The organism is Streptomyces sp. ITFR-21, assembly GCF_031844685.1.
GTDB lineage: Bacteria > Actinomycetota > Actinomycetes > Streptomycetales > Streptomycetaceae > Actinacidiphila.
In genome coordinates this window covers 4,577,966-4,599,166 of sequence record NZ_CP134605.1, presented here as the reverse complement: position 1 = coordinate 4,599,166, position 21,201 = coordinate 4,577,966, and the positions used below count along the sequence as shown (strand labels likewise).

Here is a 21,201-nt window from a genome sequence, read left to right as displayed (position 1 = left end):
CAACGGAGGAAGTATGCTCCGCTTTACGTGCATTGGGGGCAAAAGTCCCGGAAGACCATGACATGTCACGTGCTCAGGCCCTCGGGTTGCTCCTGATGACCGTCGAGGGCTCCCTGATCGTGGAGGATGATCCGCTCGCCATTGAGGCCACGCGCCACGGGTACTTTGGCGGGCTTGTCGCGCAGATCAAAGTGGGCGGCTTTCCGCCTGGTACGTGGGACGCGCCCTTGCAGGAGATGTGGGTGCGGTGCCTCGAACTACGGCTGCGGCGGACAGCTTTCGACTGGAGCAACTTGCGGCAGGAGCTGCCGGCGGATTCCGGCGAGCGGTCGAGCGCAGCGGCCGTTGACGCCCTGCTCTCGGCGGCGGCGGAACTTCTGAATCCGTTCTACCCCAGGGTGTACGAGGAGGACGCCACGCAGCTTGCGCGGCTGCGCAGCGCGTTCCGATCGGCGGGGGCGTACGTCGTGGCAGCACGGCGAGGCATCGAGGCGCATCGGCGCTTCTTGAAGGTTCGCGGGTTCGACGCGTGAGCCGTGTGCGAACGCAGATGCGATCGCAAGTGCGCACGCAGGGCGTTTATCGGCCGTATATCGGCATTGGCCATCGTGCCCGTCGTCCGTCACCGAGAGGAGCACGATGAAGACGTACGGTGAGCCCGTTGTTCGCCTGGGGTTCTTGAACTTGGAGCACGACGGCGGCCCCGACGAGGAGCCGGGAGTACTGCCGGCGAAGTGGGTCAAGGCCCATGAGGAGATCTTGGTGCCGAGAGAGTTCGACTGGCTGGGGCGCGGGGAGATGACGTTCTCTCAGACGAAGCCGGTCGACCCGGACGCGACCGAGGAGGAGAAGGTCGTCGCCGCAGACGCGCAGAGGGCCGCCGACTCGCGCTTCCGGGCGGCTCAAGACGTGCTGGGAATGCGCGGGTTCCGCTCGCCCACCGGACAGGGCAGGAATCCCACGGGGTTGTTCCTGCGGGAGTCGACGTTCACGTTCCAGGCGCGGCACCAGCAGCTCAAGATCTGGCGGACGCCGCCGACCAATGTCGTGATGACGCTGGCGGAGGTGCCCGAGGTGCCGATCGTGACGGTCGCGTGGCACAACAGCTTCTGCTCGCCGAACGGCCGAGAGGACGAGGCCGAGGAGCTGTCGTCCTTGGTCGACAAGGTCCAGGCCAAGTACCTCGATGATCCGGAGCACAACTGGGCGGCGTTCTGGGGGTTCGGCGACTGCAACGAGTACCCCGTGCCGGCTGGCGAGACGGTGCCTGAGATCGACTGGACCTCTCCCGACATCCGGGACCTCGTACACCGCCGACACCGTGCCCGGAAGCAGGCTGACGGGACGTGGCGGAGCTGCACGTACCTCGACGAGATGATGCTGGACTGCGGGATGCACGATCCCGCTCGGTTCGCCGCGCACCAGCTCGGTCAGATCGAAGCCCTGAAGGCGACGGCCGGCCACGCTTCGGACGGTCAGGGCGGCGGCCGGCGCATCGACCGGGGGTACATGGACCCGTGGCTGGTCCAGGCCGTCATCGAAGTCAACATCTTCGACACTACGGGCGTCAGCGACCACCACGGCGTAGAGGTGATTCTGTCGCGTCGGAAGGCCGTCGAATGCCTCCGCCGGCAGCGTGAGCCGCTCAAGCCGTGGTTGCTGGATCTGGCGGTCTAGCCGGATTTTTGCGTCGCGTCGCCTGCTGGAGCAGGCTCCGCCGACAGCTCCTTCGTGAACTCGCCGCGCGGTCAGACGGATGCAGGCCGCCGTGGTTGCTGGTCCTCGCGAGACGGGGACTGATCGTGTGGAGACTGGACGCCGTTTGAACCCGTCAGTGCGGGCATGAGCGCGAGGGCCCGCCTCCCGAGGCGGGCCCTTCGCGTTGCTCGTTCATGCTGGCGGAGGGCCGGGACGTAGCCAGTCCCGACCCCCCTGGGGAGGTTACTCGTTCCTAAAACGAGCCCTAAGAAGGGTTGTCCACCCATCAGCTCACGCCGGCACATTTAAGGCTCCGAGTCCTATTGAAATCGCCGCGCCCTGCCATTGGACCACCCCGGCATGAAGCGCCAGGGAAGGGATTCGAACCCTCATCTCGATGATGTCGCTCGGGCCGGTCGATCCGGCGCTTGGTGGCGTGCTTGAAACTGGAGCGAGAAATTCAGTTTTCAGGGTTGGTTTGCCTCTACCTGTTGGGCTACTCCGGCATGTGTGCCGGACGAAGGACTCGAACCTCCACTGGGACCAACCCGTGTGCTCAATTTCAGGCGGTGAGTTTCAGTTTGCGCTCCTGCGCACCCGCCGCACGCCGGCGACGGGGGTCTGTGGGTTACGCGGCGAAGAGGTAGTTCAGCAGCGTCGCACCGGGCCTCTGGTTCGTGACGACCGTGGCGTTCGCTTCTTCGCGGGCGTACTTGATCGCGTCGCGGACGACTGCGAGGCGGTTGAGGAGTTCTTGGCGGCGGGTGGCAGGCAGGGCTCCGGAGAACTTCACCGTGGTCCAGGTGCCCACGGGTACGTCCTCGTAGTAGACCTCGACCTGCGCCGGGTGCTTGTCGGTGGCCGGCGCCTTGACGTGGTTGCGGGGCACCTTCTTGGAGCGCACCGTCTCGTACGCGGCGGTTCGCCAGACGCCGGCCTGCTCGTCCCACTGCCACTGTTCGGACGGGTCGAGGACGGGCAGTTTGTCGACGAAGGTGTGCAGGCTAGTGAGCTGCTTTTCCAGGAAGAGCAGGTATGTCACGGGTACGGCTGCGAGGAGCACCTGGTCGCCGATGCGGATGTCTGCACGAGCCTCACAGTTGGCCCAGTCCTTGGTGGCCGTCACGTCGTAGAACGGCCTGAGACCGGTGAGGGCCTGGTCGATTGCGTCGTCGGCTCGGAACTGCACCCGAGTGGATTCGGCAGGGAGGATTTCGCCCTCTTCGTCGCGAGGGCGATAGGTGCGGGTAATGCCGGCCAGCAGTGGTGGTTTCTGGACCTGGTGGTGGGCGGCCGTAAGAGCGCCGTACGCCTCAGTTTTCCGGGTCTTCTCCACTGCGACGACCTGGCTCAGTCGCGTCGTCATGGGTGGGACGTTATGCAGTGGTCGAGGTCTCGCGCAATTTGATGGGGGGCCGTTCGGGTGATCACGTGACAGTTTTTTCTCTTATTGCTGGTGAGGAGGCCGGTCTTCTGGGGGGACTTGCTCCAAACGGGGAGCGTTCCCTTCGAGTGCGAGCGGCACCGCTCCGGCCACCGTTGGGATTGCCGTCCGACCAGGGACAGGCTCGCAGTTCCTCATGGCGTGCACGGCGCCAGTCCAGCCGGGGGGCGAGCATGAGGTCGCGGACACGCACCGTGTTCTCATGCACCGCTTGTCTCGCGATCGGAGCAGACAAGACGCCCCATCTTGGACATGGCCACCGGCGGGTACCTGCTCGGAGCGTGATCCCGAGGGATCATAGGGGATGTGTCACCCATTCGAGTGATGCACTGACAATTTTGTGAATCCTCCGTGACTCCCGGCGGCGATTGTGTGTTGATGGATTCGCGGTGCACACGGCGGAGTCCCGGGCCTCTTCTAAAACTCCCGGGGCTTCGTCGTCCACGCCGCATCCCGGACCGGCTCGGTGCAGAAGCGGCGTCGCAAACCCCCCCTTGCGAGCGCCTGCTTCTGCACCGGGCCCTTCATGTTGAAGGGAGTCTCCGAAGTGGCAGTCGACCCTCTCTGCGTTGTCTCACTGGGCCCCTCGGGAGTGCCGTGCACCTACGGCCTCGATGGACAGCCGGTGACACTCCGAGAAGCAACATGGCTCATGGCCGGCGTCGAGCGGCGCACTCTGTACAGCTCCAGCCTGCGGCTCGCCACGGGCGAGTGGGTCACCGTCCGCACCCTCGGGCTCGTCTTCGACCCGGACGCGGCGACCGAGATGGTGGTGGCGGAGGGCTACCGTCCTCCGGTCTGGGGGACTGCCCTCTACACGCCGGCACCGCAGAACGCGCTCCTGGAGGTGCTCTGCACGTATAGCGATCCGGACGAAGCCGTGCGCGAGCACAAGGAAGCCATGTCCATGATTGCGGTTGGCCTCAACGAGGCTGATGCGGAGCCTCGGTGGGCGGGGCGGCTGTCCTGGGCAGGGCCGGAATCATGACGTTCCCCGTGCTTTTCGTGCCGGCAGTCGAGGATGACGATCAGGGGCTGGTCCTTGAGGTAAACGGGGTGGCTCCGGAACCGCAGAGCCGCCGGTGGTGGCTCCTCACGACGCGGGGCGACGCCTTCTGCCTGCCGGCCAAGCTGTGGCCGTGGGCGATGGAAGTCGACGCGCAGACTAAGCGGCGCGAGCTGCGCATGCCGGCTGTCTTCGCCTTCCGACTGGTGGGCGAAACGATGGCAGCCGACATAATCTCCCGGTCTTGAACGGTAATTGGAGCTGAAGGTGCAGACGCCTCTCACCGGTACGAACCTCACGCGGCTGCTGAACGACGTTCGGAGCCTGCGCGTGTTCAGCATCGACGACGGCTACACCCGTCGGCGGACACAGCTCAAGGCCGTGCATGCTGACGCAGCATCGCGGCTGGCCTGGATCGAGACGCACAACGGGACATGGCGCCTCCCACAGGAATTCTTGCCGTGGGCGCTGGAGGTGGATGATCACGCACTGGCTGTCCTCGGCCACGGCGAGGTCTTCCCCTGTACCGCCCTCTTCGAGCGCCTGCCGAGCGGCCCGTGGGAGGTCGAGATCTTCCCGGGCGAAAACTCGTTCTCATGATAGGCGGGCGCCGCACCCCGGGCTCTGGAGTGCGGCGCGTTGTCGTGCGCGGGCTTCCCGGACTCTCGCGTCCACGCCGGAGTTCCTGGGACCTTACGCATCCGCAGTCCGCATGACCATTTCGACATCGGCGTGTTGGTTGCTCCACCGCCAGCGGGCTCCGTCCCAAACGATCACCTGCGTGTGGGATGTACAGACGCAGCACCGGCCGGGGTCGATGACGGGGGCCGAGGCGAGTTCGGCCAGCGCCTCGACGATGCAGCCGCACGCCGTTGGCAACGTCACGGCGCCGGCCTCTCGTCGCACATGGCCCGGGTCCAGTGCCAATAGCCGCACGGGCACAGGCGCATCACATGCGTGTCGTCGCCGAGCTGGTAGACGCAGCGGACCGACTGCCCTACCGACCAGGTGTCGACGGGGTGGTACACGGCCCACCCGCGCAACGAAGCGCCGCAACACCGCATCCACCCACCGCCCTTGATCTGGGGCGGCGTGTATCGCTCGGGAGTGAAGTCCTCCTGCGCCGGGAAGAAGTCGCGGCAAACACCGCAGAAACCGTACTCCATTTGGGTGGCTTCGATTTCGTTGTTGCACTCCGGGCATTGGCCCCGCGGAACGAGTTGGGAATTCATAGGGCGAGAGTAATGGCTACGATGCGCAGCATGACGGAAGCACTGAGTGTCGGAACTGACTGGCGTCTCCTGGGATGCGCCTACGTCAAGTTCTTCGTCGCCCGAGACCACCGCAACCAACGCCTCCTTGAAAGGCACCCTCACGACCTTTCCGCAAGCATGGGCCGGTTCGCGTTCGCGGTCACCGAGGAGGTCTTCTTCCCAGCAGTCTTCGGGGTAGAGCCGCTCTGCTCCTATCAGGTTGTCGACGACCTCCGTCGGCGCAATCCCGACTTCGGCGCAGCGTGGTTCCGACGGTGCCGCTACCGGCGCCAGGCCCAGGGCGTCGCGATGTGCCCTGTTCTGCGATCGCGGCATGTCGCCATGGAGGTATCCCGCATGCTCCTTACCTCCTGGGCCTACACGAACCACCCGGTCGACGGCCCGGTACGACTGCGTGACATCGTCACGCCAATGCTTTCGGATCTCTGCGCGAAGCTCTGCCATTCGAGTGAGCACCCCACAGATCCGTGACAAAATAGAGCGTACGGCGTTTGCGTCTCTGTACGGTGCTCCTGGGGTTCCCGACTCTCGAAATCTCCTCGTCGGTCGGCGCCATCCCCCGCCAGGGAAACCGCGCACAAGAGCCCTCCGCTGACCCTGCCGGCGGAGGGCTCTTGGTTTTTCTGTCCAGCCACGAGCGACTGAGGTGTCATGACCGAGAAAATGCGAGCACTCCGCGCTCTTTTCGACGCCGGAGAGTGCACCGTCCTCGAAATCGTGGACGCCACTGACATCCCGTCTGGCCGCGCCTTCGCCGCGCTCCAAGCCCTCCTTCGCGACCAGCACGCGGTCAGCGCACCGAGAGACGGACACGCCCGATACACCATCACCGAAGCCGGCCGCGACCACGTCAACGCCTGGGGTAGCAGCCCGACCGGGCAGGAGACTAACCGTGTCTGACGACCTCAGCCTGCCCATCCCCCAGGCCGTAGAGCTGCTCCGGGGACTGATGGAAGTGCTCTACCTGTCGCCCGCGTGCGCCTCGGGCAACCACAGCCGCTGTGACCAGGTGGACCGATTCCGTTCCCTGGTGTGCTGCTGCCCGGAATGCGAGCACGCCGACCTCGCGGCCGGCCTGCCGGCCGGTGCCGACGTTCCGCTGCTCCACCTGGCGGCGACCGAGGCCGAACAGCGAGCCAGCCACGTCTACGCGCCAGGCGAGCAGCTCGGCATTCGCCAGGATCTCCACCGCTCCCTCACCAAGACCCTCGAAGAACGGACCCGCTTGAGCGAGACGAACCGCCTGGACCTCGCCGTGCAGCTCGGGATCTCGGCCGTGCTGGTCTTCGCTCCTCGTGCGCTATAGCTAAACAACTACGCCGTTCGAGTGGTGGCATAACAGTTCTGTAGAAGCCTCTGACAATTCACTCGGTCGCCCACACGTGTCGCGGTCCGCCCTTTCACGCCGGTAGCGAGTATAGGCGTCAACGCCGATCAGAAAGGGGCCACCCTAATGAATGACTTGACGCCCGTACCGGTGGCCGGCCCGACGAGAACCGTTGTGGCCGGCCTCCTTCTCGGCACCACGCGCGACGTCGAACTCGTGCTGCGCATGGGCTGGGAGGCGACCCCAGGCGGCCTGGTGCTCCCCGTTCCGCTGATGGCGGTGCGCCGTGCCCAGTGACCAGGACGGCGGCCTCACCGTCTACCGAGAGCGCGCCTACCTGCTGGGCGGCTATGTGGGGATGTTCGGCGGCGTTTTCGCCTTCAACGACCGCAAGACTCCGAACTGGCCAGTGCTTTACATCGAGTCGCCGAAAGGCCAGCTCTCCTGGCACATCCACCCCGACGACAAAGACGTCTTCGATGGGTTGAACGTGCCGATGGTTGACGGCTACGCCTGGGACGGCCACAACACGGCGGAGAAGTACCTCCGCATCGAAGCACTGAACCTGCTGATCCCCAAGATGACGTACGCGAAGCCAGAATTCGGTAACCCCTGACCAACCGTCGACAGAGGCCCACGTCCTGCAATCCCGAGCCAGGACGTGGGCCTCCCCATACCTGCGATTACCGCCAACAATTTCCTTCCGGCCACCGTGGACTACGTCCTACCGAGAGGAGGTCCCGTCATGCCCCTCGTCCGGAGGCCCAATCCCGCCTGGCAGGCATACCAGGAGCTGCTTCCCGGCACTCCCACCGGCGGCCCTCGAAGCTCGCTCGCGGCCGGCTGGCCCACGGAGCTGCCCGACCCCCGCCCTGGCGCCACACCGGCTCTCGAAGCCGCCTCGCTCCCGCGCCTGAGCGCCCAGCCCGGCACGTCGCCCGTCCGTGGACGGCCCACCCGAGCGCAGCTCGGCCTCGGCACCGCACCCACTGGCGCCCCGTCGACCACCAACGGCCGCAGCAGCGTCTTCTCGATGCCCACGTACTGACGACGAAGGCCCGCTCCACCGGCCTGAACAGTGGGAGCGGGCCTTCGTCATCTCCGGGCCGGTCAGATGTCGAACTTGCCGGCCTTCACGTCCAGAAGGAACGCAGTCATCTGATCTTCGGTGAAGCGGAGGTCTCCGCCAGCCGGGTTCTTGGAGTCTCGGATCGCCCTGCCTCCAGCGAGCTTACCGATTTCGACGCAATCGGAGCCGCTGCCGTTGCCCGAGAACGACGACTTCACCCAGGCGTCCTCGGGAATCTCCTGCGCCATGAGGTTGCTCTTGTCACGCTGCACGGGTTAGCTCTTTCCTTCGCGTTATGATCATTTCCAGCGACTCTTCAGGGGATAGTGCGTTGGACCGAAGAACATCGTAGGTGCGCCGGAACTCGCGTACCTCGCGGGCGTCCTTCGGGACCTTCCTGAATGTCATACCCGTCATCGAGTCAACGGCCGCAATCGGTTTCTCGTCAGCTCCGTTGAACTCAAGAATGTGAAACATGTAGACCGGAGTGGCGCTCGCACCAAATGGCACTATCCGCATGGAAACGCCCCGTTTTGCGTCCACGATCAACGAGTCGAGCTGCGCCGCCATGACCTCGGCGCCGCCAACGAGCTGGTGCAGGGCACCCTCACTGAACAGCGCCTCGACAGAGGGCGGTTGGCTCTTTTCGAAGATCTCGCGGCGCTTCATGCGTAGCTCGACGGATCGCGTCACGCTGTAGTCGCCCCGTGGGCTTCCAGTCTGGGCGAGGGTGAGCGCTTCCGCGTACCTCTCGCACTGGATGAGTGCAGGAAATGTGTTCGCGCTGCACGTCTTGACCAGACGGGCGGCGTCCTCCCATGCCACGAACTGCAACAGCGACTCGGGGAACTCATCGTCGAATTCGGCGTAGCGCCCCTGCCCGATAGCCATGCCCTCACGACGCATCGTGTCCAGACGGACGGAGGTCTCCAAGTCGACATGCAGGGCACGAAGAATGATCGACCACTCAGCGTCATCAGGCCACGCGGTTGCCCGCTCCAACCGTGAGTAGCGGTCGACCGTTTCGCGGCCCATGGCTCTCGCGACGTCGATCTGCTTGACCGACTCACCCTGGGGCGTTCGAGCAGCGATCCGCGCGGCTTTCAGCGCTTCCGCGAACCGCTCCCTGGCGACCATGGCAGCCGTGTTGACCGACATGTCTCGGCTCCCTTCGCCACCGGTCTGGACACTGCGCAGCGTAGCGCGCGGGCCTGCCCTGCGGCACTTCTGAGGGTATTTCAGCCGAGGGGCTTGCGATCGCACCTGCGATCGCACCACACTCGGCATCACGCACCGAGCGGGATACGTAGCGATGCGTGCTCATCTACGTGGTTGGCCCACAACCACGTTGTTGGAGGCTGCCATGCACACAGATCAGCACGGAGCAGATCGAGAAGAGGTGGTTTCGACCACCTTCGCCCGCCGACCGGAGACCGTCGCGGCTGCCCGAGAGTGGGCCGTGGAAGTCTACGCGGCTTTCGGCGGCCTCTTACGCGACCTCTGCGAACTGCTGGTGAGTGAGGTGGCAACCAACGCTGTGGTGCACGGCGCCGGCGACGAGTACCGGGTCACGGTGCATCCCGATCTTCGAATCGAGATCTGGGACGCGTCGCCGGCGAAGCCCCGCAGGCGGCACTCCACCGAGACCTCAATCGGTGGCAGGGGACTGGAAATGCTTGCCGCATGGGCGCCGGGCTACACGGTGTGCGCCGACGAAGAGCTGGGCGGAAAGTCCGTCTGCTTCGAGCCGAAGGGGTGGTGAACCGATGGCCCTCCTCGCAGAGTCCGGTCTGCGCCTCTCCGTACTCGATGACTCCGACGTGGCTGGAAGTGAACTTGCCGGGCTGTCCGTTCGCCTCGATGTGCGAGGCCGGCTGCTCGAACCGGTCGACGGTGTCGAGATAGCCGACTTCAAGGTCTACCTGGACACCGCGTCGTTCACCGACCTGACACAGCAGGTTCGTGCACTCCAGTACTCGCTCATCCAAAAGGCCCGTCGTCGGGCCGAAGAGGACTCCTCGCTCGTAGCCGAGGGGACGGCCGCCTTGCAGGAGATGGCCTCTCCAGACGCGGCGCCCCCTACCGAGGCCCTGCTGGAACGTGTCGTGGGCGGACTGCGTACGTGGGCACCCGCCGCAAGGCCGACAAGAGACTCCTCGACGGCATCAGGTGGGCCCTGATCCGTCGAGGTTGCTGCGAACGCGTGGCCCGTGGGGGGTGGCGTTCGCAGCGTGCATGGCCCGGCTAGTCCAAACGCCCCCGGGCCGGGCCGTGCACATCACCCTCGCCGTGCAACCGGCTCGGCGGGGGTGACCGAAGACTGCGGCGGAAGGGGTGGGACGCGACAGGAGCGTTTCACTTTGACTTTCCAGGAAGTGCGCGTAGGAAAGTCCCCTTCTGCCGCGATGGGCCCGGTCGGTGTTTTGCGCCGTGCCGACCGGGCCCTTCTCCTGAGCCTCTCGACGTCTCCCGCGAAATATTTCAGACGCTCAGCGATGTCGATTCTAAGAGAGGATGCCCCCGAGAGCGGGAAGTAGCGATATTGCAGCTATGTTGTCTGGACTGACCTCATTCGCGCGACTCTTCACGTCGCAGGTCAGTCCAGCTATTGGCATGCCTAAAGCATTTCAACAGCATGTACATATGCCAATTTTGATGCAGGCTCAATTCCCTCTTCCCATGGCCGAGTCGGGGTACTAGTTTTTTCCCAGGCGAGCAGGAATACATTTCCCCTCGCTAAACGATCAGTCGCTACATCGGAGGTATCGCCTTGTCCACTGCGACCGAGACCAAGCCGGTCAGCACCACGATCAACAGCACGACTACCCCCCCGGACGAGTGGCAGCTCGACATCGCCATCACGGACTCGCCCACCGTCGTTCCCACCGACTGCGGCACCGGTGACGGGTGCGGCAGCACGTGCGCCTCGGCGTGCGCGAGCTGACACCTGAGCCGAGCGAAGGCTGAAGTCCGTGCGGGGCGGGGAACCGCCCCGCACGGGCAGGGCAGAAGGGAACCTCGATGTCTCGGGCCAGATTCATCCGAAGGGGCGACGTGCTCCTCGTTCGGGCCGCCGTGCTGCCGCTGGACGCCCAGAGCATCCGCTGGCCGGCCGAGAACGACCAGGCGGACTGCCGGCGTTGGCTGGAGGAGGTCTGGGCCGTTCCGCCCTTCTCGGAGGCCGTTCGATCCGCCACCCCTCGGCTCGCCCAAGCCGTGGACGGCGTGCTGCGGGGCGAGGAAGTCTCGGCCAAGCAGCTCCGCAAGATGGTGCACGCCACCGCCAGGTACTTCCTGCGGGCAGCCGGCCGGCCCACTCCGTTCGGGTTGTTCGCCGGTGTGGCCACGGCAGTCTGCGGACCGTGCGAGGGCATAATCGGCGCGGTGCACAAGCCCCTCGCCCGGCCAGACACTCTGTGGCTGGACCACGTTCGCCGTGGGCTTGTGTCTCGGCCAGACGTGGTGCCTCATCTGCGCTTCTGCGTGAGCGACTTGGCCGTGCGGCGCGGCGATGTCCTCGACATGCCGCTGTCCGGCGGCCGGCTTGCAAGCACGCGAGTTCTCCGACCCATGGCCGCGCTCTTGGACCTCGCCACAAGCCCGGTGATCGGGAGCGAAATCCTCGACCGACTGTCGGCGTTAGGGGGCACCCCCGCTCAAGCGGCGAAGCTCCTCACCGATGCGCTGGAAGTAGGCGCGCTGACGAGCGACCTGTCTGCGCCCATGACCGACACCGATCCTCTCGGGCACATGCTTCATGTGCTCACGCCGGCGTCGGCGGACCTGAAACCGGACACGGTGGCCCTGCTCGACGAACTGAGCCTCGTGCAGCGCTTGTTCGTACTCCACAACTCCGCCCAGTCCCCTGTGGCGGCGAGGAAGCTGCGGGAGATGGCAGCCGCCAAGATGACCGGTATCTGCGACGAGGGCCGTACGCGGCTCAGTCTCGACCTACGGCTGAACGCCACCGTCCGCGTTCCCCAGGTCGTCCTGGAGGAGGCTGAGCGCGCCGGGGAGGCACTTCTCCGCCTGACCAGGAATCTGCGGGAGCAGCCGATGTGGTCCAGCTACCACGAGGTCTTCTGGGAGCGGTACGGCGCCGGCAGTCTCGTGCCGGTCCGCGATGCTGTCGACCTGGCCGCCGGAGCAGGTCTGCCGGCGGACTTTCCCATGTCGCCGCTGGCTGAGCCCCCTGTACGAGCGCTGCCGCGCGATGAACAGCTCCTGCGCAGAGCGTGGCAGGCCGTCATGCACGGGGCCGAGGAAGTCCTGCTCACAGACGCCGATATCGACGAACTGTGCACCGCAGACCTCGACGAGCTGCCGATCGTGCCGCACATGGAAATGGGGATGCGCGTACTCGCGGAATCGCCGGCCGCAGTCGACCAGGGAGACTTCACCCTCGCCGTTCGCCCTGCGTGGAGCACCGGGACTCTCTCAGGCCGTTTCGCCGTCACGCTGGACGGCGACAGCATCGGGGCTGCCTACGGGAAGCTGCCGACGCTGGTCGACGGCGCGCTCGCCGCCCAGCTCTCCTTCACCCCGCCGCACCCGCACGCCGAGAACATCGGGCGCATTCCCGCGTTCCTCCCCTACGTGATCCCCGTCGGCGAGCACCGGGAGCCGGCCGACAACGTGATCCCGCTCGACGATCTCGCTGTGATGTCCACCGGCACGCGGATGCTGCTGGTGAGCATGTCGCGCCGCCGTGTGGTTGAGCCCGTCGTGCTGCACCCGCTGGCCCTGGAGAAGCAGGCCCCGCCCGTCGCCCGGTTCCTCGCCCTGGTCGCGCGCAGCTTCGCCGGCGCCTGGACACGCTTCGACTGGGGACCGCTGACCGTCGGTATGCCGTATCTCCCCCGGGTCCGCTACGGCCGGTCCATCCTGTCGCCCGCCCGGTGGCACCTGGGGGTAAACGACCTGCCCTCCGCTGGATTCGGGCCTGCCTGGCACGAGACCCTGTCCGAATGGGCCCGGACGTGGAAGTGCCCCTCCCGCGTGGAGTTGTATTCCGACGACCGCTACCTGCGGCTTGATCTGACCGAACCGGTACACGCGCATCTGCTGCACGCCCACCTCCGGCGCCAGGGGAGCGCCGAGCTGGTGGAGACTCCACCTGATCAGGAACTAGGTTGGATCGGGCATGCACACGAACTCACACTGCCCATGACGTCTACGCGCTCGCCGTTACCGCACCCCGACGTCGAGGCCGCCCCGGTGGTCCGCAACCAGATGCTGGCGCCGCCGGCGGCTGCCGAGCAGCGGTGGGCGCAGGCCAAGATCTTCACGCACCCGAGCGTGATGGATCAGATCCTCACCCGTCGGCTCCCGGAACTGCTCGACTCGTTGGGCGGGCCGGCGTCCTGGTTCATCCGCTACCGCACATCGCAAGAGGACGACCATCTGCGGCTGCGGATTGCTCTGCCTGAACCTGACGCCCACGCCGCGATCGTCGAGGCCCTGGCGGACTGGGCCGGGGGGCTCCAGCGCAGCGCGCTCGCCTCCCGGCTCGTTCTCGACGGCTACCGCCCCGAGTTCGGCCGCTACGGCACCGGGGACGCGCTCGGAACTGCCGAGGAAGTGTTCGTCGCGGACAGCGAGGTCACCCGGTACCTGCTCGCCGATCTGCCCAAGGTCGACCGCCGGGTCCTGGTGGCCCTCGGCATGATCGACGTGGCGAGAGGGCTGTTGGGGGACATGGAAGGTGCCCGCTGGCTGGCCACCAGTGCCGCCGACGCGGCCGGCCGGCAGGAAGTCACGCGGACGGTACTGGACGAGGTCCGCGTCCATGGCCTCGGTCCACGCTCTGGGTGGCCGGACCGGATCAACGCCGCGTTGCAGCGACGTCGCGCCGCCCTTGCCGCGTACCGCGCGCAGCTCGACGGCCGGCCCGTCGGTCCGGTGCTGGAGTCCCTTCTGCACATGCACCACAACCGGCTTATGGGTCCAGATCGGGAGGCGGAGGCGGCTTGCCGGCACGCGGCCCGGCAGGCGTGCCGGTCTGTCGTCGCGCGGGGGGCTGCCGATGAGTGACGTCACGCACGACTTAGGGCGGGGCTTGCCCGGGTCCGTCGTGTATGAAGCTGCGCTCGCCCGGGTCAGCGGTCGGTGGGACGCCGCGCACCGCGCGGCACGCACGGTGGCTTCCCAGCCGGCCGCTGGCCGTCACGAGAGCGCTGGGCTGTTCTACGGAGCCCCGGCGGTTGCGTTCGCTCTGCATACCGCCGGGCATCCGGCGTACCAGTCCGCGCTCGGTCATCTCGACGAGGCGCTGACCGATTTGGTGGCCGCACGGCTGTCGGCCGCCGATCAGCGGATGGAGACCGGCCGGCCGGCCCGCATGCGGGAATACGACTTGATCAGCGGCCTGACCGGGTTGGGGGCGTATTTTCTGCACCGGGGGTCGAGCCCCGAGTCGCTTCACGGCGTGCTGCGCTACCTCGTACGGCTTCTCCAGCACCCGCTCAATGTCGACGGTCACTTGCTACCGGGCTGGTGGACCTCGGACAGCCCCACCACCCGGCCCGAAGACGCCGTGCCGGCCGGACATGGGAACTTCGGTATGGCTCATGGCATCGCCGGTCCTATTGCGCTTCTGGCCCTGGCCGGCCGAGCCGGGCACACCGTACGCGGACAGTTCGAAGCTCTGGCGGCATCGTGCCGGCTCTTGGAGAAGTGGGCGCAGCCCGTGCCGGGCGGCGGCGCGGCCTGGCCCGAAGTCGTCGACCGCGAAACGTGGTTGACCGGACCGGAGCCCCGGTTCCGCGCGGGCCGGCCCTCATGGTGCTACGGCACGCCGGGCATCGCCCGAGCGCTCCAACTGGCCGCGCTCGCCTGCGGCCTGGACGGCACGCGGCGCCGGGCCGAGGCCCTGCTGGACGCGTGCCTGCGTGATTCCGACCAGCTCGCACGCGTTACCGACTCCTCTGTCTGCCATGGCTGGGCCGGGCTCAGCCTCGCAGCCGACCTGGCTGCCGCTGACGCAGATGCCGACAGCCCGCTCCGCCGTACGCTGCCCAGCCTCGCCGCCCGCCTGGAGCAGGTTCCGATGCCCGAGGGCACGGGGCTGCTCACCGGCTCTGACGGCGTACGGCTCACGATCCACACCCTCACACCTCCCCGCCCCGTTGCATCAGGGTGGGAGACCTGCCTTCTCCTCAATTGAAAGGGAACCTGTGAACAGCACGTCCGCAATCAACGATGCCCGCAATCAACTCGTTGACGAAATCGTGGCCGCCCGTCCCCTGCCGGCCGCCGTCGAATTGGCCATGCGCACCGTCGCGCGTGACAAGCACCTCCCGGGCCTCGACCCCGAAAACGCGTACACCGACGAGGCCGTGAGTATCAAGGACAACCCCGGCGGTCCGCTGCCGCTGTCGCTGGCCTCGGTACCGTCCATCGTCGCGATGATGCTCAAGCAGCTCGACGCGCAGCCCGGCGACCACGTTCTGGAGATCGGCGCGGGGACCGGCTACAACGCCGCGCTCCTGGCCGAGATCGTCGGCGCACACGGTGAAGTCACCACCGTGGACATCGAGCCGGACGTTGCCGTGCACGCCCGGAACGCGCTCAACGCGACCGGATACGAGCGCGTCACGGTGATCGAGCGCGACGGTCTCAAGGGAGCCTCCGAGAACGCGCCGTACGACCGGATGATTGCCACCGTCGGCCTCTGGGACATCCCCGACGCCTGGCGGGAGCAGCTCGCCGACGGCGGCCACCTCGTGGTGCCGTTCCGCTGGCGCGGCCAGACCCGATCCGTCGCCCTCACCCGCCACGGCGACACCCTCATCTCCGACGGCATGGAACTGTGCGGCTTCGTACCCATCATCGGCCAGGACGGCGAGCGCGTCGCCGAACTCGCCGACGGGACAATCCGCCTCCACCACGACCAGGACCAGGCGGTCGACCGGGCCCTCCTCGCCGACGCGTTCTCCGGGCGTCTCACGGAAATGTGGGCGGATGCCCGCGTCGGCCGCGAGGAGCCGTTCGACGGGATCTGGCTGCGCGCCACCGTCTCGGACAACACCGTGTGCCGCCTGGAGGTCACCAAGGAGGCCCTCAGCGCAGGAGTGCGCCGGCCGGCGATCCCATCACTGAGTCCCGCCCTCGTGGTGGGCGACTCCCTCGCCTACATGATCCTTCACAGGGAGGACGCGCATCCGGACAGGCCCTGGCGTCTCGGTGCCGCCGGCTACGGGCCGGACGCGGCCAGCCTGGCGCGCAAGTTGGTGGCCCACATCGACGCCTGGGGCGCCGAACGCGAAGCCGTGCCGACCATGACGATCTACCCTGGCGACACTGCGCTGGACAGCCTCGCCGAGGGGCATGTCATCGAGAAGAACACCAGCGTTCTCGTGCTGGGCTACTAGGCGCCGGCCATCCTCTCCCTGATGGCCTGGAGAGTGGCGAGAGCCATATCCCACTCCCCCAGGTCGTCGTCGAGGTACTCGGTCGGGTTCTCGGCCACCCGCATGCCGTAGGCCCAGATGCTGATGCTGTACTCGCGGGCCGCGTCGAGGGTCATCTTGCCGATCCGTCGGCGGGCTTCGTCCAGGTAGGGGTTCTCGGGCTCTCGGCGGGTCTTGAACACATCAACTCTCCGACGAGTCAAAGTAGTTGGACAGAAGACGGCCCTCGGAACTGAGAACAGCAGTAGGACGGGCGCCCAGAGCGTCCGTGAGGGCCTGGTGCTCGTCGTCGGCGCGCGAGGTCCAGCGGCCGACGACGAAGCCGCGTGTGCCGAGCCGGTAGACGGTGACTGGCTCGGCACGCCGGTAAGGCGGGATGGTCTCCTGGTAGTACGCGCGGTAGCGGCGGGGCCACTCGCGCCGGCAGTGGGTGAGGGTGATCAGCATTTACCAACTCGCAGGGGTGTACGGCTTTCCGTTCAGGCTTGAGTTGATGTAGCGGCCCGGCGACCAGTTGTCCCGGAACGTCGCCCACTCCTGCGGGCTGACGTTGTAGTACTCGTAGCCGACGCCGTCCGCGTACTCCTCCGGACCGGTCCTGCGGCCTCGGAAACGTACGAAGAGCGTCTGGCTCTCGTCGTCGTAGCCGGCCGCCAGGGTTCGAGGTCGCGGAGGATGGCTCGTGTTGGTCGGCCGGGTCGTCAGAAGCTGCTCGTCGTCCCACAGCCACTGCGCCCTCCGCAGCGCCTCGCGCTTCTCGGGGCTGAGATTCCGGGATGCGTCGTCGATCGCCTGGTTGATCTGCGCGCGTGAATACCCAGGACGCGAATCTACATCCGGAGTGCGCGGCTGCTGGCCGGCTCCGTAGAACTCCTGCTCGCGGATTGTTCCGTACGGGGTGGCACCTGAATTCGTGGGACGGTTCCGCGCGGCTCGGGGGTTCCGGGGCCCGATTCGCCTTCTCCTGGGCGGCATGGCAAACCCTCCTCTGCTCGGTACGAAGACCGTATGCAGGGAGGGTTTCTCGGTGATATTCAGTTACGGCGCCTGTGTCCTCCAGTCGATGCCGTACGGATTCCGGTGGAAGCCGGACGGCAGCCGAGCGGCATTTCGGTAGCCGAGGGTCACGGCCAGGTCGTGGTGGTCGTAGAAGGTCATGACGCGGTCGACGGACGGCTGCGCAGGGTCCACCAGGGACAGGGTGATAGACGTGGCGCGGCCGTCGTGGGGCGAGACATTCAGGCCGCAGCGCTCGCCGGCCTTTTTGACCATCCGCCACAGACCGGAGGAATCCAGGCGGGTGTGCTCCAGCGCGCCAGTGTCCTTGTTCCGCGTGCGCCGACCCGTGGACATGATGAGGGGGCCGCTGGTGCGTCCGCCGAGGAGTTCGTCGATCAGCGGGTTCAGTGGGCGGGGGACGTCGATGTCCTGCCAGCGGTTCTTGCCCTTGCGGCGGAACCGCAGCATGCGCCCCCGGGGGACCTGGTAGAAGTTCTCGACGTCGATCCGCTCGACTTCTTCGCAGCGCACGCCAGGACCGAAGAAGAACCCGGTCGTGACCGCCGCCCGGATGGACTCCTCACGGGCCGCCGCGACGATGTCGTGGATCTCCCACGGCAGCAGGATCATCCTCTTCTTGCGGGCACGGGGGTCGAGCTTGATGCCCTTGACGGGGTTGGTGCCCCGGAGCTGGTGGGTGATGGCGTACCCGAAATAGCTGCTGAGCGCGTCGTACTTCGCCTTGAGGCTCGGCACTTCGTACGGCAGGGAGCCACATTCACTGACGCATGGCCCGGGGTGGCCGTCCCAGTGCTCCGAGGTGAGGTAGTCGAAGTAGTCCTCCAGCTCGGGCAGGCCGGCCTCCTTGAGGATGTCGATGCCGGAGTAGTCGGTGTAGCGGGTGGCCCACTCCATGAAGAGGTCGGCGTAGCCCCGGTACTTCCGGAAGGTCTCGCCGCTGCTGTGAGTCTTCGCCCAGCGCTCGTCGAAGGTCGCGAGGTCGATCTCAGTCGTGCTGGCGCGGCGGGCGCGGTCGGCCCAGGTCGGCATCGTAGACATGAGGGCACCCTAGCGTGACAACGCACAGGTAGCAGTGAGCTACCTTGCATTGTTGCGTGATCAGGATTATTCGTCCCATATTGTCCGACTTTAGTTTCAGCGGATGGGGACGCCGCTGGACGCTACCGAGCACGAGCTGACCCTTGGCCTGCCCGAGGAGCCAGAGGCCGTGCCGGATAGCGCCACCACCGACGCGGCGCTCGTCTCGGACATCATCGACAAGATCATCATCGTCATCGACGAGCTGAGCGGGCACCCCCTGCGGCCGTACCAACTCCCTTTCGCCCGACGCATCTTGGAGTCCTTGATCCTTGAGGACTCCGCGAAGCTGACCGCGCTGTGGTCACGCCAGAGCGGGAAGTCGGAAACCGTCGCGGACGTCATTTCCGGTGCGGCCATCATGCTGCCGAGGCTTGCGCAGGTCTTTCCCGACCTGTTGGGAAAATTCCGCGAGGGACTGTGGGTCGGCGTCTTTGCTCCCACCGACGAAATGAGCGAGACGCTCTTCTCTCGTATCGTCGGCCGGCTGACCTCCGAAAGAGCGGCAGACATACTCGCCGATCCAGAGATCGACGAGAAGCTGGTGGCGCGCGGAAAGGTTCTGCACCTCAAGCGCTGCGGCAGCCTGATCCGGAAACAAACGGCACACCCGAAGGCCATGATCGAGGGCCAGACATACCACCTCGTCGTCATTGATGAAGCCCAGGCCGCCGACGAAAAGGTGCTCAACAAAAGCATCGGACCGATGCTTGCCAGCACCGCCGGCCTGATGGTGATGACGGGGACCCCCACCTACACGAAGTCGGGGTTCTACGAGCAGATCCAGAAGAACCGCCGGAATGCCACCAGGAAGGGCCGCAGACAGGATCACTTCCAGGTCGACTGGAAGACGGTTGCGAAGCATGTCCCGCGTTACAAGAAGTTCGTGCAGAGCGAGATGGACCGGCTCGGCGAAGAGTCCGACGAATTCAAACTTTCTTACCGGCTGGTCTGGCTCCTTGACAAGGGCATGCTCGTCACGAGCGACCGTTTCGACGCCCTCGGTGACACGTCCATGCGTGCGGTCCAGGAATGGCATCGCTCCCCTGTCGTTGTCGGCATCGACCCTGCCCGGAAAACGGACTCCACCATTGTCACGGTCTGCTGGGTCAACTGGGATTACCCGGACGAGTACGGGAACTTCGAGCACCGCGTGCTGAACTGGCTGGACCTTCAGGGCATGGACTGGGAGACCCAGTACTACAGGATCGTGGAGTTCCTGAATCACTACAGCGTATTCGCTATCGGGATCGACTCCGGCGGTCTCGGTGACGTCGTTGCGAGCCGGCTGCGCGTCCTGATGCCATACGCCCAGATCCTGGACCTCAAGAGCGACAGAACCAGTCAGACCAGGCGCTGGGCTCACATGATGGACCTCATGTCCAAGGGCTTGGTCGTGTGGCCGGCACACGCCAAGACACGGGCCACCAAGAACTGGCGCAATTTCAGGCAGCAGATGGAAGACGCCGAGTTGAACTATCAGGGGCCCCACATCATCGTCGCCGCCCCCGAAGTGGATGCAGCCCACGACGACTACGTTGACTCACTCTCCAACGCCCTGTACTTGACGGCGGACCTCACCATGCCCGAGGTCGAAATGCACAACGCCCCCTGGTAGCAATTATCGGGTCACAAAAACACGCCCGTAGCGTCCTGGTGAGACGTCTCATCGCCGGGAGGCACACCATGGCGAACAGCCCGCTTGCCCCGGACCCCGCATTCCAGGAGTCCGCAGACCGCTTCTACGAGACGAAGCACGCAGAGAACACCGCGCGGCGCGGCCCCCTCCGTTTCCAGGAAGGGGTTTCGACCGACACGGATATCCCGAACGAGTTCGGCAAGGGAGTCATGCAGGGGTACCAGACCCCCGCCGGCCGAATGAATCACAACATGAACGTTTTCGAGAAGTCGCCGGAGGAGACGATGCGCGAGCGTGCGCACGTCGGGTCCGCGAGCTGGCCGGAGGCCCCGACCTTCATCCAGGAAATGGCGCAGGGCGCTTCCGAGCCCGCCCAGTCCTACTCGCAGGTGAACCGTGGCGAAGGCCACAGCCAGCGTCGGAATTACGCTCGGGTCGACTGATGACAAATCCCGGCCAGAGCACGCCATGGGGGAAGATCCCCATTCCCACCGAGGGCAAGACGCCGGATATCCCGGTGGACCTGGCGGCTGTCGCCGACCCCATCGACACGCTTCTCAAGAACGTGATCGGTGGGGCTACGGCGCCCACGGGGCCGCTCAGCCCCTCCCTGATCGAGGCGTCGGCTTCCATTGGATCGCTGAACAGCACCCAGTCCTCACAGCAGTCCGCGATCACCACGATGCAGGGGCAGATCACGGCTCTCAGCGCCGCCCCGTGGGCTGTGGCGACGTCGCGGACGGCCCTCTTCTCCCTGGCCGGCAACGTCAAGACGCCGACGCTCGTCCACTCGTACCAGGTGCCCACCTTCACGGAGCGAAGGCTTCTGATCGCGCACTCCACCATCTCGGTCGGCTGGACGGACACCACCGCCGCCGCAGTGCGCGCCCGTATTCAGCTCCGTGCCGACGGCGCCACCACCTACGTGGACCGCAATCAGTTCATCGCCAACGGAACCGACCAGACCATGCACCTCCATTTCATCGAGACCGTCGAGGCTGGCAAGAGCGTGCGGGTCGGAATCTCCCTCGATATCTACGGCGCCGCCGCGTCCTCGAAGGCGATCCAGACACAGGAACTCAGTCCGCGCATGTACCTGATGGCTCTGCCCTGGACCGGGCCCACGGTGCCTCAACTGGCACTTATCTGATCCCGGACAACGCAGAGCGTCCATCGCACATTCGGAAAGGAGGTGATGCCCATGTCGATCGCCTTTGCATCCCCCAGCATGCGAGC

General features: G+C 66.1%; 28 protein-coding genes. 20 read left to right on the top strand and 8 right to left on the bottom strand.

Translation table 11 applies throughout. The features are described from left to right. Positions 1-95: 95 nt before the first annotated feature. Together RLT57_RS20450 and RLT57_RS20445 are read left to right on the top strand one after the other, a co-directional pair. Complete coding sequence (locus tag RLT57_RS20450; protein ID WP_311298855.1) at positions 96-533, top strand: hypothetical protein; 438 nt, start codon at positions 96-98, stop codon at positions 531-533. Between the two features lie 106 nt (positions 534-639). Further along, complete coding sequence (locus tag RLT57_RS20445; protein WP_311298854.1) at positions 640-1,677, top strand: endonuclease/exonuclease/phosphatase family protein; 1,038 nt, start codon at positions 640-642, stop codon at positions 1,675-1,677. A gap of 649 nt (positions 1,678-2,326) precedes the next feature. Here RLT57_RS20445 and RLT57_RS20440 read toward each other — a convergent pair. Further along, positions 2,327-3,064 carry a hypothetical protein gene (locus RLT57_RS20440; protein ID WP_311298853.1) on the bottom strand — a complete coding sequence of 246 codons (738 nt, stop codon included), beginning with the start codon at positions 3,062-3,064 and terminating at the stop codon, positions 2,327-2,329. 625 nt (positions 3,065-3,689) lie between these two features. On the opposite strand from RLT57_RS20440, the gene RLT57_RS20435 reads away from it, so the two are divergent. The 3 genes from RLT57_RS20435 to RLT57_RS20425 are packed head-to-tail and all read left to right on the top strand — an operon-like array spanning position 3,690 to position 4,748. After that, positions 3,690-4,130 (top strand): hypothetical protein, encoded by a 441-nt coding sequence (locus RLT57_RS20435; RefSeq protein WP_311298852.1) that lies wholly within the window; start codon positions 3,690-3,692, stop codon positions 4,128-4,130. Beyond that, complete coding sequence (locus RLT57_RS20430) at positions 4,127-4,396, top strand: hypothetical protein (RefSeq protein WP_311298851.1); 270 nt, start codon at positions 4,127-4,129, stop codon at positions 4,394-4,396. The genes RLT57_RS20435 and RLT57_RS20430 overlap by 4 nt, the downstream gene beginning before the upstream one ends. Before the next feature lie 7 nt (positions 4,397-4,403). Continuing rightward, positions 4,404-4,748, top strand: a complete 345-nt coding sequence (locus RLT57_RS20425; protein ID WP_311298850.1) for a hypothetical protein — start codon at positions 4,404-4,406, stop codon at positions 4,746-4,748. 281 nt (positions 4,749-5,029) lie between these two features. On the opposite strand, the gene RLT57_RS20420 is transcribed toward RLT57_RS20425, so the two are convergent. Next, a complete protein-coding gene (locus tag RLT57_RS20420; protein ID WP_311298849.1) occupies positions 5,030-5,380 on the bottom strand; it encodes a hypothetical protein in 351 nt (116 codons plus the stop codon). A 30-nt stretch (positions 5,381-5,410) separates the two neighbouring features. On the opposite strand from RLT57_RS20420, the gene RLT57_RS20415 reads away from it, so the two are divergent. From RLT57_RS20415 to RLT57_RS20390, 6 genes are all read left to right on the top strand, one after another. Further along, a complete protein-coding gene (locus RLT57_RS20415) occupies positions 5,411-5,893 on the top strand; it encodes a hypothetical protein (RefSeq protein ID WP_311298848.1) in 483 nt (160 codons plus the stop codon). A gap of 180 nt (positions 5,894-6,073) precedes the next feature. Then, complete coding sequence (locus RLT57_RS20410) at positions 6,074-6,322, top strand: hypothetical protein (RefSeq protein ID WP_311298847.1); 249 nt, start codon at positions 6,074-6,076, stop codon at positions 6,320-6,322. After that, on the top strand, positions 6,315-6,728 hold the full coding sequence (locus RLT57_RS20405; RefSeq protein ID WP_311298846.1) for a hypothetical protein: 414 nt from the start codon (positions 6,315-6,317) through the stop codon (positions 6,726-6,728). The genes RLT57_RS20410 and RLT57_RS20405 overlap by 8 nt, the downstream gene beginning before the upstream one ends. 147 nt (positions 6,729-6,875) lie before the next feature. After that, the gene (locus RLT57_RS20400; protein ID WP_311298845.1) at positions 6,876-7,046 is read left to right on the top strand and encodes a hypothetical protein; all 171 of its coding nucleotides are present in this window, start codon (positions 6,876-6,878) and stop codon (positions 7,044-7,046) included. Beyond that, positions 7,036-7,365 carry a hypothetical protein gene (locus tag RLT57_RS20395; RefSeq protein WP_311298844.1) on the top strand — a complete coding sequence of 110 codons (330 nt, stop codon included), beginning with the start codon at positions 7,036-7,038 and terminating at the stop codon, positions 7,363-7,365. Before RLT57_RS20400 ends, RLT57_RS20395 begins: the two co-directional genes overlap by 11 nt. A 129-nt stretch (positions 7,366-7,494) precedes the next feature. Continuing rightward, on the top strand, positions 7,495-7,797 hold the full coding sequence (locus RLT57_RS20390; protein ID WP_311298843.1) for a hypothetical protein: 303 nt from the start codon (positions 7,495-7,497) through the stop codon (positions 7,795-7,797). Between the two features lie 62 nt (positions 7,798-7,859). On the opposite strand, the gene RLT57_RS20385 is transcribed toward RLT57_RS20390, so the two are convergent. Both RLT57_RS20385 and RLT57_RS20380 read right to left on the bottom strand, forming a co-directional pair. Then, positions 7,860-8,090: a DUF397 domain-containing protein gene (locus RLT57_RS20385; protein WP_311298842.1), complete on the bottom strand. Its 231-nt coding sequence runs from the start codon at positions 8,088-8,090 to the stop codon at positions 7,860-7,862. Beyond that, complete coding sequence (locus RLT57_RS20380) at positions 8,080-8,976, bottom strand: DUF5753 domain-containing protein (RefSeq protein WP_311298841.1); 897 nt, start codon at positions 8,974-8,976, stop codon at positions 8,080-8,082. The genes RLT57_RS20385 and RLT57_RS20380 overlap by 11 nt, the downstream gene beginning before the upstream one ends. Before the next feature lie 205 nt (positions 8,977-9,181). On the opposite strand from RLT57_RS20380, the gene RLT57_RS20375 reads away from it, so the two are divergent. From RLT57_RS20375 to fxlM, 6 genes are all read left to right on the top strand, one after another. Then, positions 9,182-9,580, top strand: a complete 399-nt coding sequence (locus RLT57_RS20375; RefSeq protein ID WP_311298840.1) for an ATP-binding protein — start codon at positions 9,182-9,184, stop codon at positions 9,578-9,580. Between the two features lie 58 nt (positions 9,581-9,638). After that, entirely contained in the window at positions 9,639-9,998 is a 360-nt protein-coding gene (locus tag RLT57_RS20370; protein WP_311298839.1) for a hypothetical protein, read from the top strand. A 590-nt stretch (positions 9,999-10,588) separates the two neighbouring features. After that, positions 10,589-10,762, top strand: coding sequence for an FxLD family lanthipeptide (locus RLT57_RS20365; protein WP_311298838.1), 174 nt, complete (start codon positions 10,589-10,591; stop codon positions 10,760-10,762). A 110-nt stretch (positions 10,763-10,872) separates the two neighbouring features. After that, a complete protein-coding gene (locus RLT57_RS20360) occupies positions 10,873-13,851 on the top strand; it encodes a lantibiotic dehydratase (protein WP_311298837.1) in 2,979 nt (992 codons plus the stop codon). Beyond that, positions 13,844-14,983 (top strand): lanthionine synthetase C family protein, encoded by a 1,140-nt coding sequence (locus tag RLT57_RS20355; protein WP_311298836.1) that lies wholly within the window; start codon positions 13,844-13,846, stop codon positions 14,981-14,983. The genes RLT57_RS20360 and RLT57_RS20355 overlap by 8 nt, the downstream gene beginning before the upstream one ends. A gap of 10 nt (positions 14,984-14,993) precedes the next feature. Further along, positions 14,994-16,190, top strand: a complete 1,197-nt coding sequence (gene fxlM / locus RLT57_RS20350) for a methyltransferase, FxLD system (RefSeq protein WP_311298835.1) — start codon at positions 14,994-14,996, stop codon at positions 16,188-16,190. Here the strand turns inward: fxlM and RLT57_RS20345 are convergent. The 4 genes from RLT57_RS20345 to RLT57_RS20330 all read right to left on the bottom strand — a co-directional run bounded on the left by RLT57_RS20345 (position 16,187) and on the right by RLT57_RS20330 (position 18,287). After that, on the bottom strand, positions 16,187-16,411 hold the full coding sequence (locus RLT57_RS20345) for a hypothetical protein (protein WP_311298834.1): 225 nt from the start codon (positions 16,409-16,411) through the stop codon (positions 16,187-16,189). The two genes, fxlM and RLT57_RS20345, sit on opposite strands and share 4 nt — an antisense overlap. Position 16,412: 1 nt before the next feature. Continuing rightward, on the bottom strand, positions 16,413-16,676 hold the full coding sequence (locus RLT57_RS20340) for a hypothetical protein (protein WP_311298833.1): 264 nt from the start codon (positions 16,674-16,676) through the stop codon (positions 16,413-16,415). Then, entirely contained in the window at positions 16,677-17,204 is a 528-nt protein-coding gene (locus RLT57_RS20335; protein ID WP_311298832.1) for a KTSC domain-containing protein, read from the bottom strand. Between the two features lie 63 nt (positions 17,205-17,267). Continuing rightward, positions 17,268-18,287: a tyrosine-type recombinase/integrase gene (locus tag RLT57_RS20330; RefSeq protein ID WP_311298831.1), complete on the bottom strand. Its 1,020-nt coding sequence runs from the start codon at positions 18,285-18,287 to the stop codon at positions 17,268-17,270. Between the two features lie 103 nt (positions 18,288-18,390). Between RLT57_RS20330 and RLT57_RS20325 the strand changes: the two genes are divergently transcribed. The 3 genes from RLT57_RS20325 to RLT57_RS20315 all read left to right on the top strand — a co-directional run bounded on the left by RLT57_RS20325 (position 18,391) and on the right by RLT57_RS20315 (position 21,115). Next, positions 18,391-19,944, top strand: a complete 1,554-nt coding sequence (locus tag RLT57_RS20325; protein ID WP_311298830.1) for a terminase large subunit domain-containing protein — start codon at positions 18,391-18,393, stop codon at positions 19,942-19,944. 68 nt (positions 19,945-20,012) lie between these two features. Continuing rightward, positions 20,013-20,408, top strand: coding sequence for a hypothetical protein (locus RLT57_RS20320; RefSeq protein ID WP_311298829.1), 396 nt, complete (start codon positions 20,013-20,015; stop codon positions 20,406-20,408). Beyond that, a complete protein-coding gene (locus RLT57_RS20315; RefSeq protein WP_311298828.1) occupies positions 20,408-21,115 on the top strand; it encodes a hypothetical protein in 708 nt (235 codons plus the stop codon). The genes RLT57_RS20320 and RLT57_RS20315 overlap by 1 nt, the downstream gene beginning before the upstream one ends. Positions 21,116-21,201: the final 86 nt, after the last annotated feature.

What these genes read in the sequence shown, in the direction of transcription:
- RLT57_RS20450 (WP_311298855.1), top strand. Translation starts at nt 96, where the DNA reads ATGACCGTCGAGGGCTCCCTGATCGTGGAGGATGATCCGCTCGCCATT.
- RLT57_RS20445 (WP_311298854.1), top strand. Translation starts at nt 640, where the DNA reads ATGAAGACGTACGGTGAGCCCGTTGTTCGCCTGGGGTTCTTGAACTTG.
- RLT57_RS20440 (WP_311298853.1), bottom strand. Translation starts at nt 3,064, where the DNA reads ATGACGACGCGACTGAGCCAGGTCGTCGCAGTGGAGAAGACCCGGAAA.
- RLT57_RS20430 (WP_311298851.1), top strand. Translation starts at nt 4,127, where the DNA reads ATGACGTTCCCCGTGCTTTTCGTGCCGGCAGTCGAGGATGACGATCAG.
- RLT57_RS20420 (WP_311298849.1), bottom strand. Translation starts at nt 5,380, where the DNA reads ATGAATTCCCAACTCGTTCCGCGGGGCCAATGCCCGGAGTGCAACAAC.
- RLT57_RS20415 (WP_311298848.1), top strand. Translation starts at nt 5,411, where the DNA reads ATGACGGAAGCACTGAGTGTCGGAACTGACTGGCGTCTCCTGGGATGC.
- RLT57_RS20410 (WP_311298847.1), top strand. Translation starts at nt 6,074, where the DNA reads ATGACCGAGAAAATGCGAGCACTCCGCGCTCTTTTCGACGCCGGAGAG.
- RLT57_RS20400 (WP_311298845.1), top strand. Translation starts at nt 6,876, where the DNA reads ATGAATGACTTGACGCCCGTACCGGTGGCCGGCCCGACGAGAACCGTT.
- RLT57_RS20390 (WP_311298843.1), top strand. Translation starts at nt 7,495, where the DNA reads ATGCCCCTCGTCCGGAGGCCCAATCCCGCCTGGCAGGCATACCAGGAG.
- RLT57_RS20380 (WP_311298841.1), bottom strand. Translation starts at nt 8,976, where the DNA reads ATGTCGGTCAACACGGCTGCCATGGTCGCCAGGGAGCGGTTCGCGGAA.
- RLT57_RS20375 (WP_311298840.1), top strand. Translation starts at nt 9,182, where the DNA reads ATGCACACAGATCAGCACGGAGCAGATCGAGAAGAGGTGGTTTCGACC.
- RLT57_RS20355 (WP_311298836.1), top strand. Translation starts at nt 13,844, where the DNA reads ATGAGTGACGTCACGCACGACTTAGGGCGGGGCTTGCCCGGGTCCGTC.
- RLT57_RS20340 (WP_311298833.1), bottom strand. Translation starts at nt 16,676, where the DNA reads ATGCTGATCACCCTCACCCACTGCCGGCGCGAGTGGCCCCGCCGCTAC.
- RLT57_RS20335 (WP_311298832.1), bottom strand. Translation starts at nt 17,204, where the DNA reads ATGCCGCCCAGGAGAAGGCGAATCGGGCCCCGGAACCCCCGAGCCGCG.
- RLT57_RS20330 (WP_311298831.1), bottom strand. Translation starts at nt 18,287, where the DNA reads ATGTCTACGATGCCGACCTGGGCCGACCGCGCCCGCCGCGCCAGCACG.
- RLT57_RS20325 (WP_311298830.1), top strand. Translation starts at nt 18,391, where the DNA reads ATGGGGACGCCGCTGGACGCTACCGAGCACGAGCTGACCCTTGGCCTG.
- RLT57_RS20320 (WP_311298829.1), top strand. Translation starts at nt 20,013, where the DNA reads ATGGCGAACAGCCCGCTTGCCCCGGACCCCGCATTCCAGGAGTCCGCA.
- RLT57_RS20315 (WP_311298828.1), top strand. Translation starts at nt 20,408, where the DNA reads ATGACAAATCCCGGCCAGAGCACGCCATGGGGGAAGATCCCCATTCCC.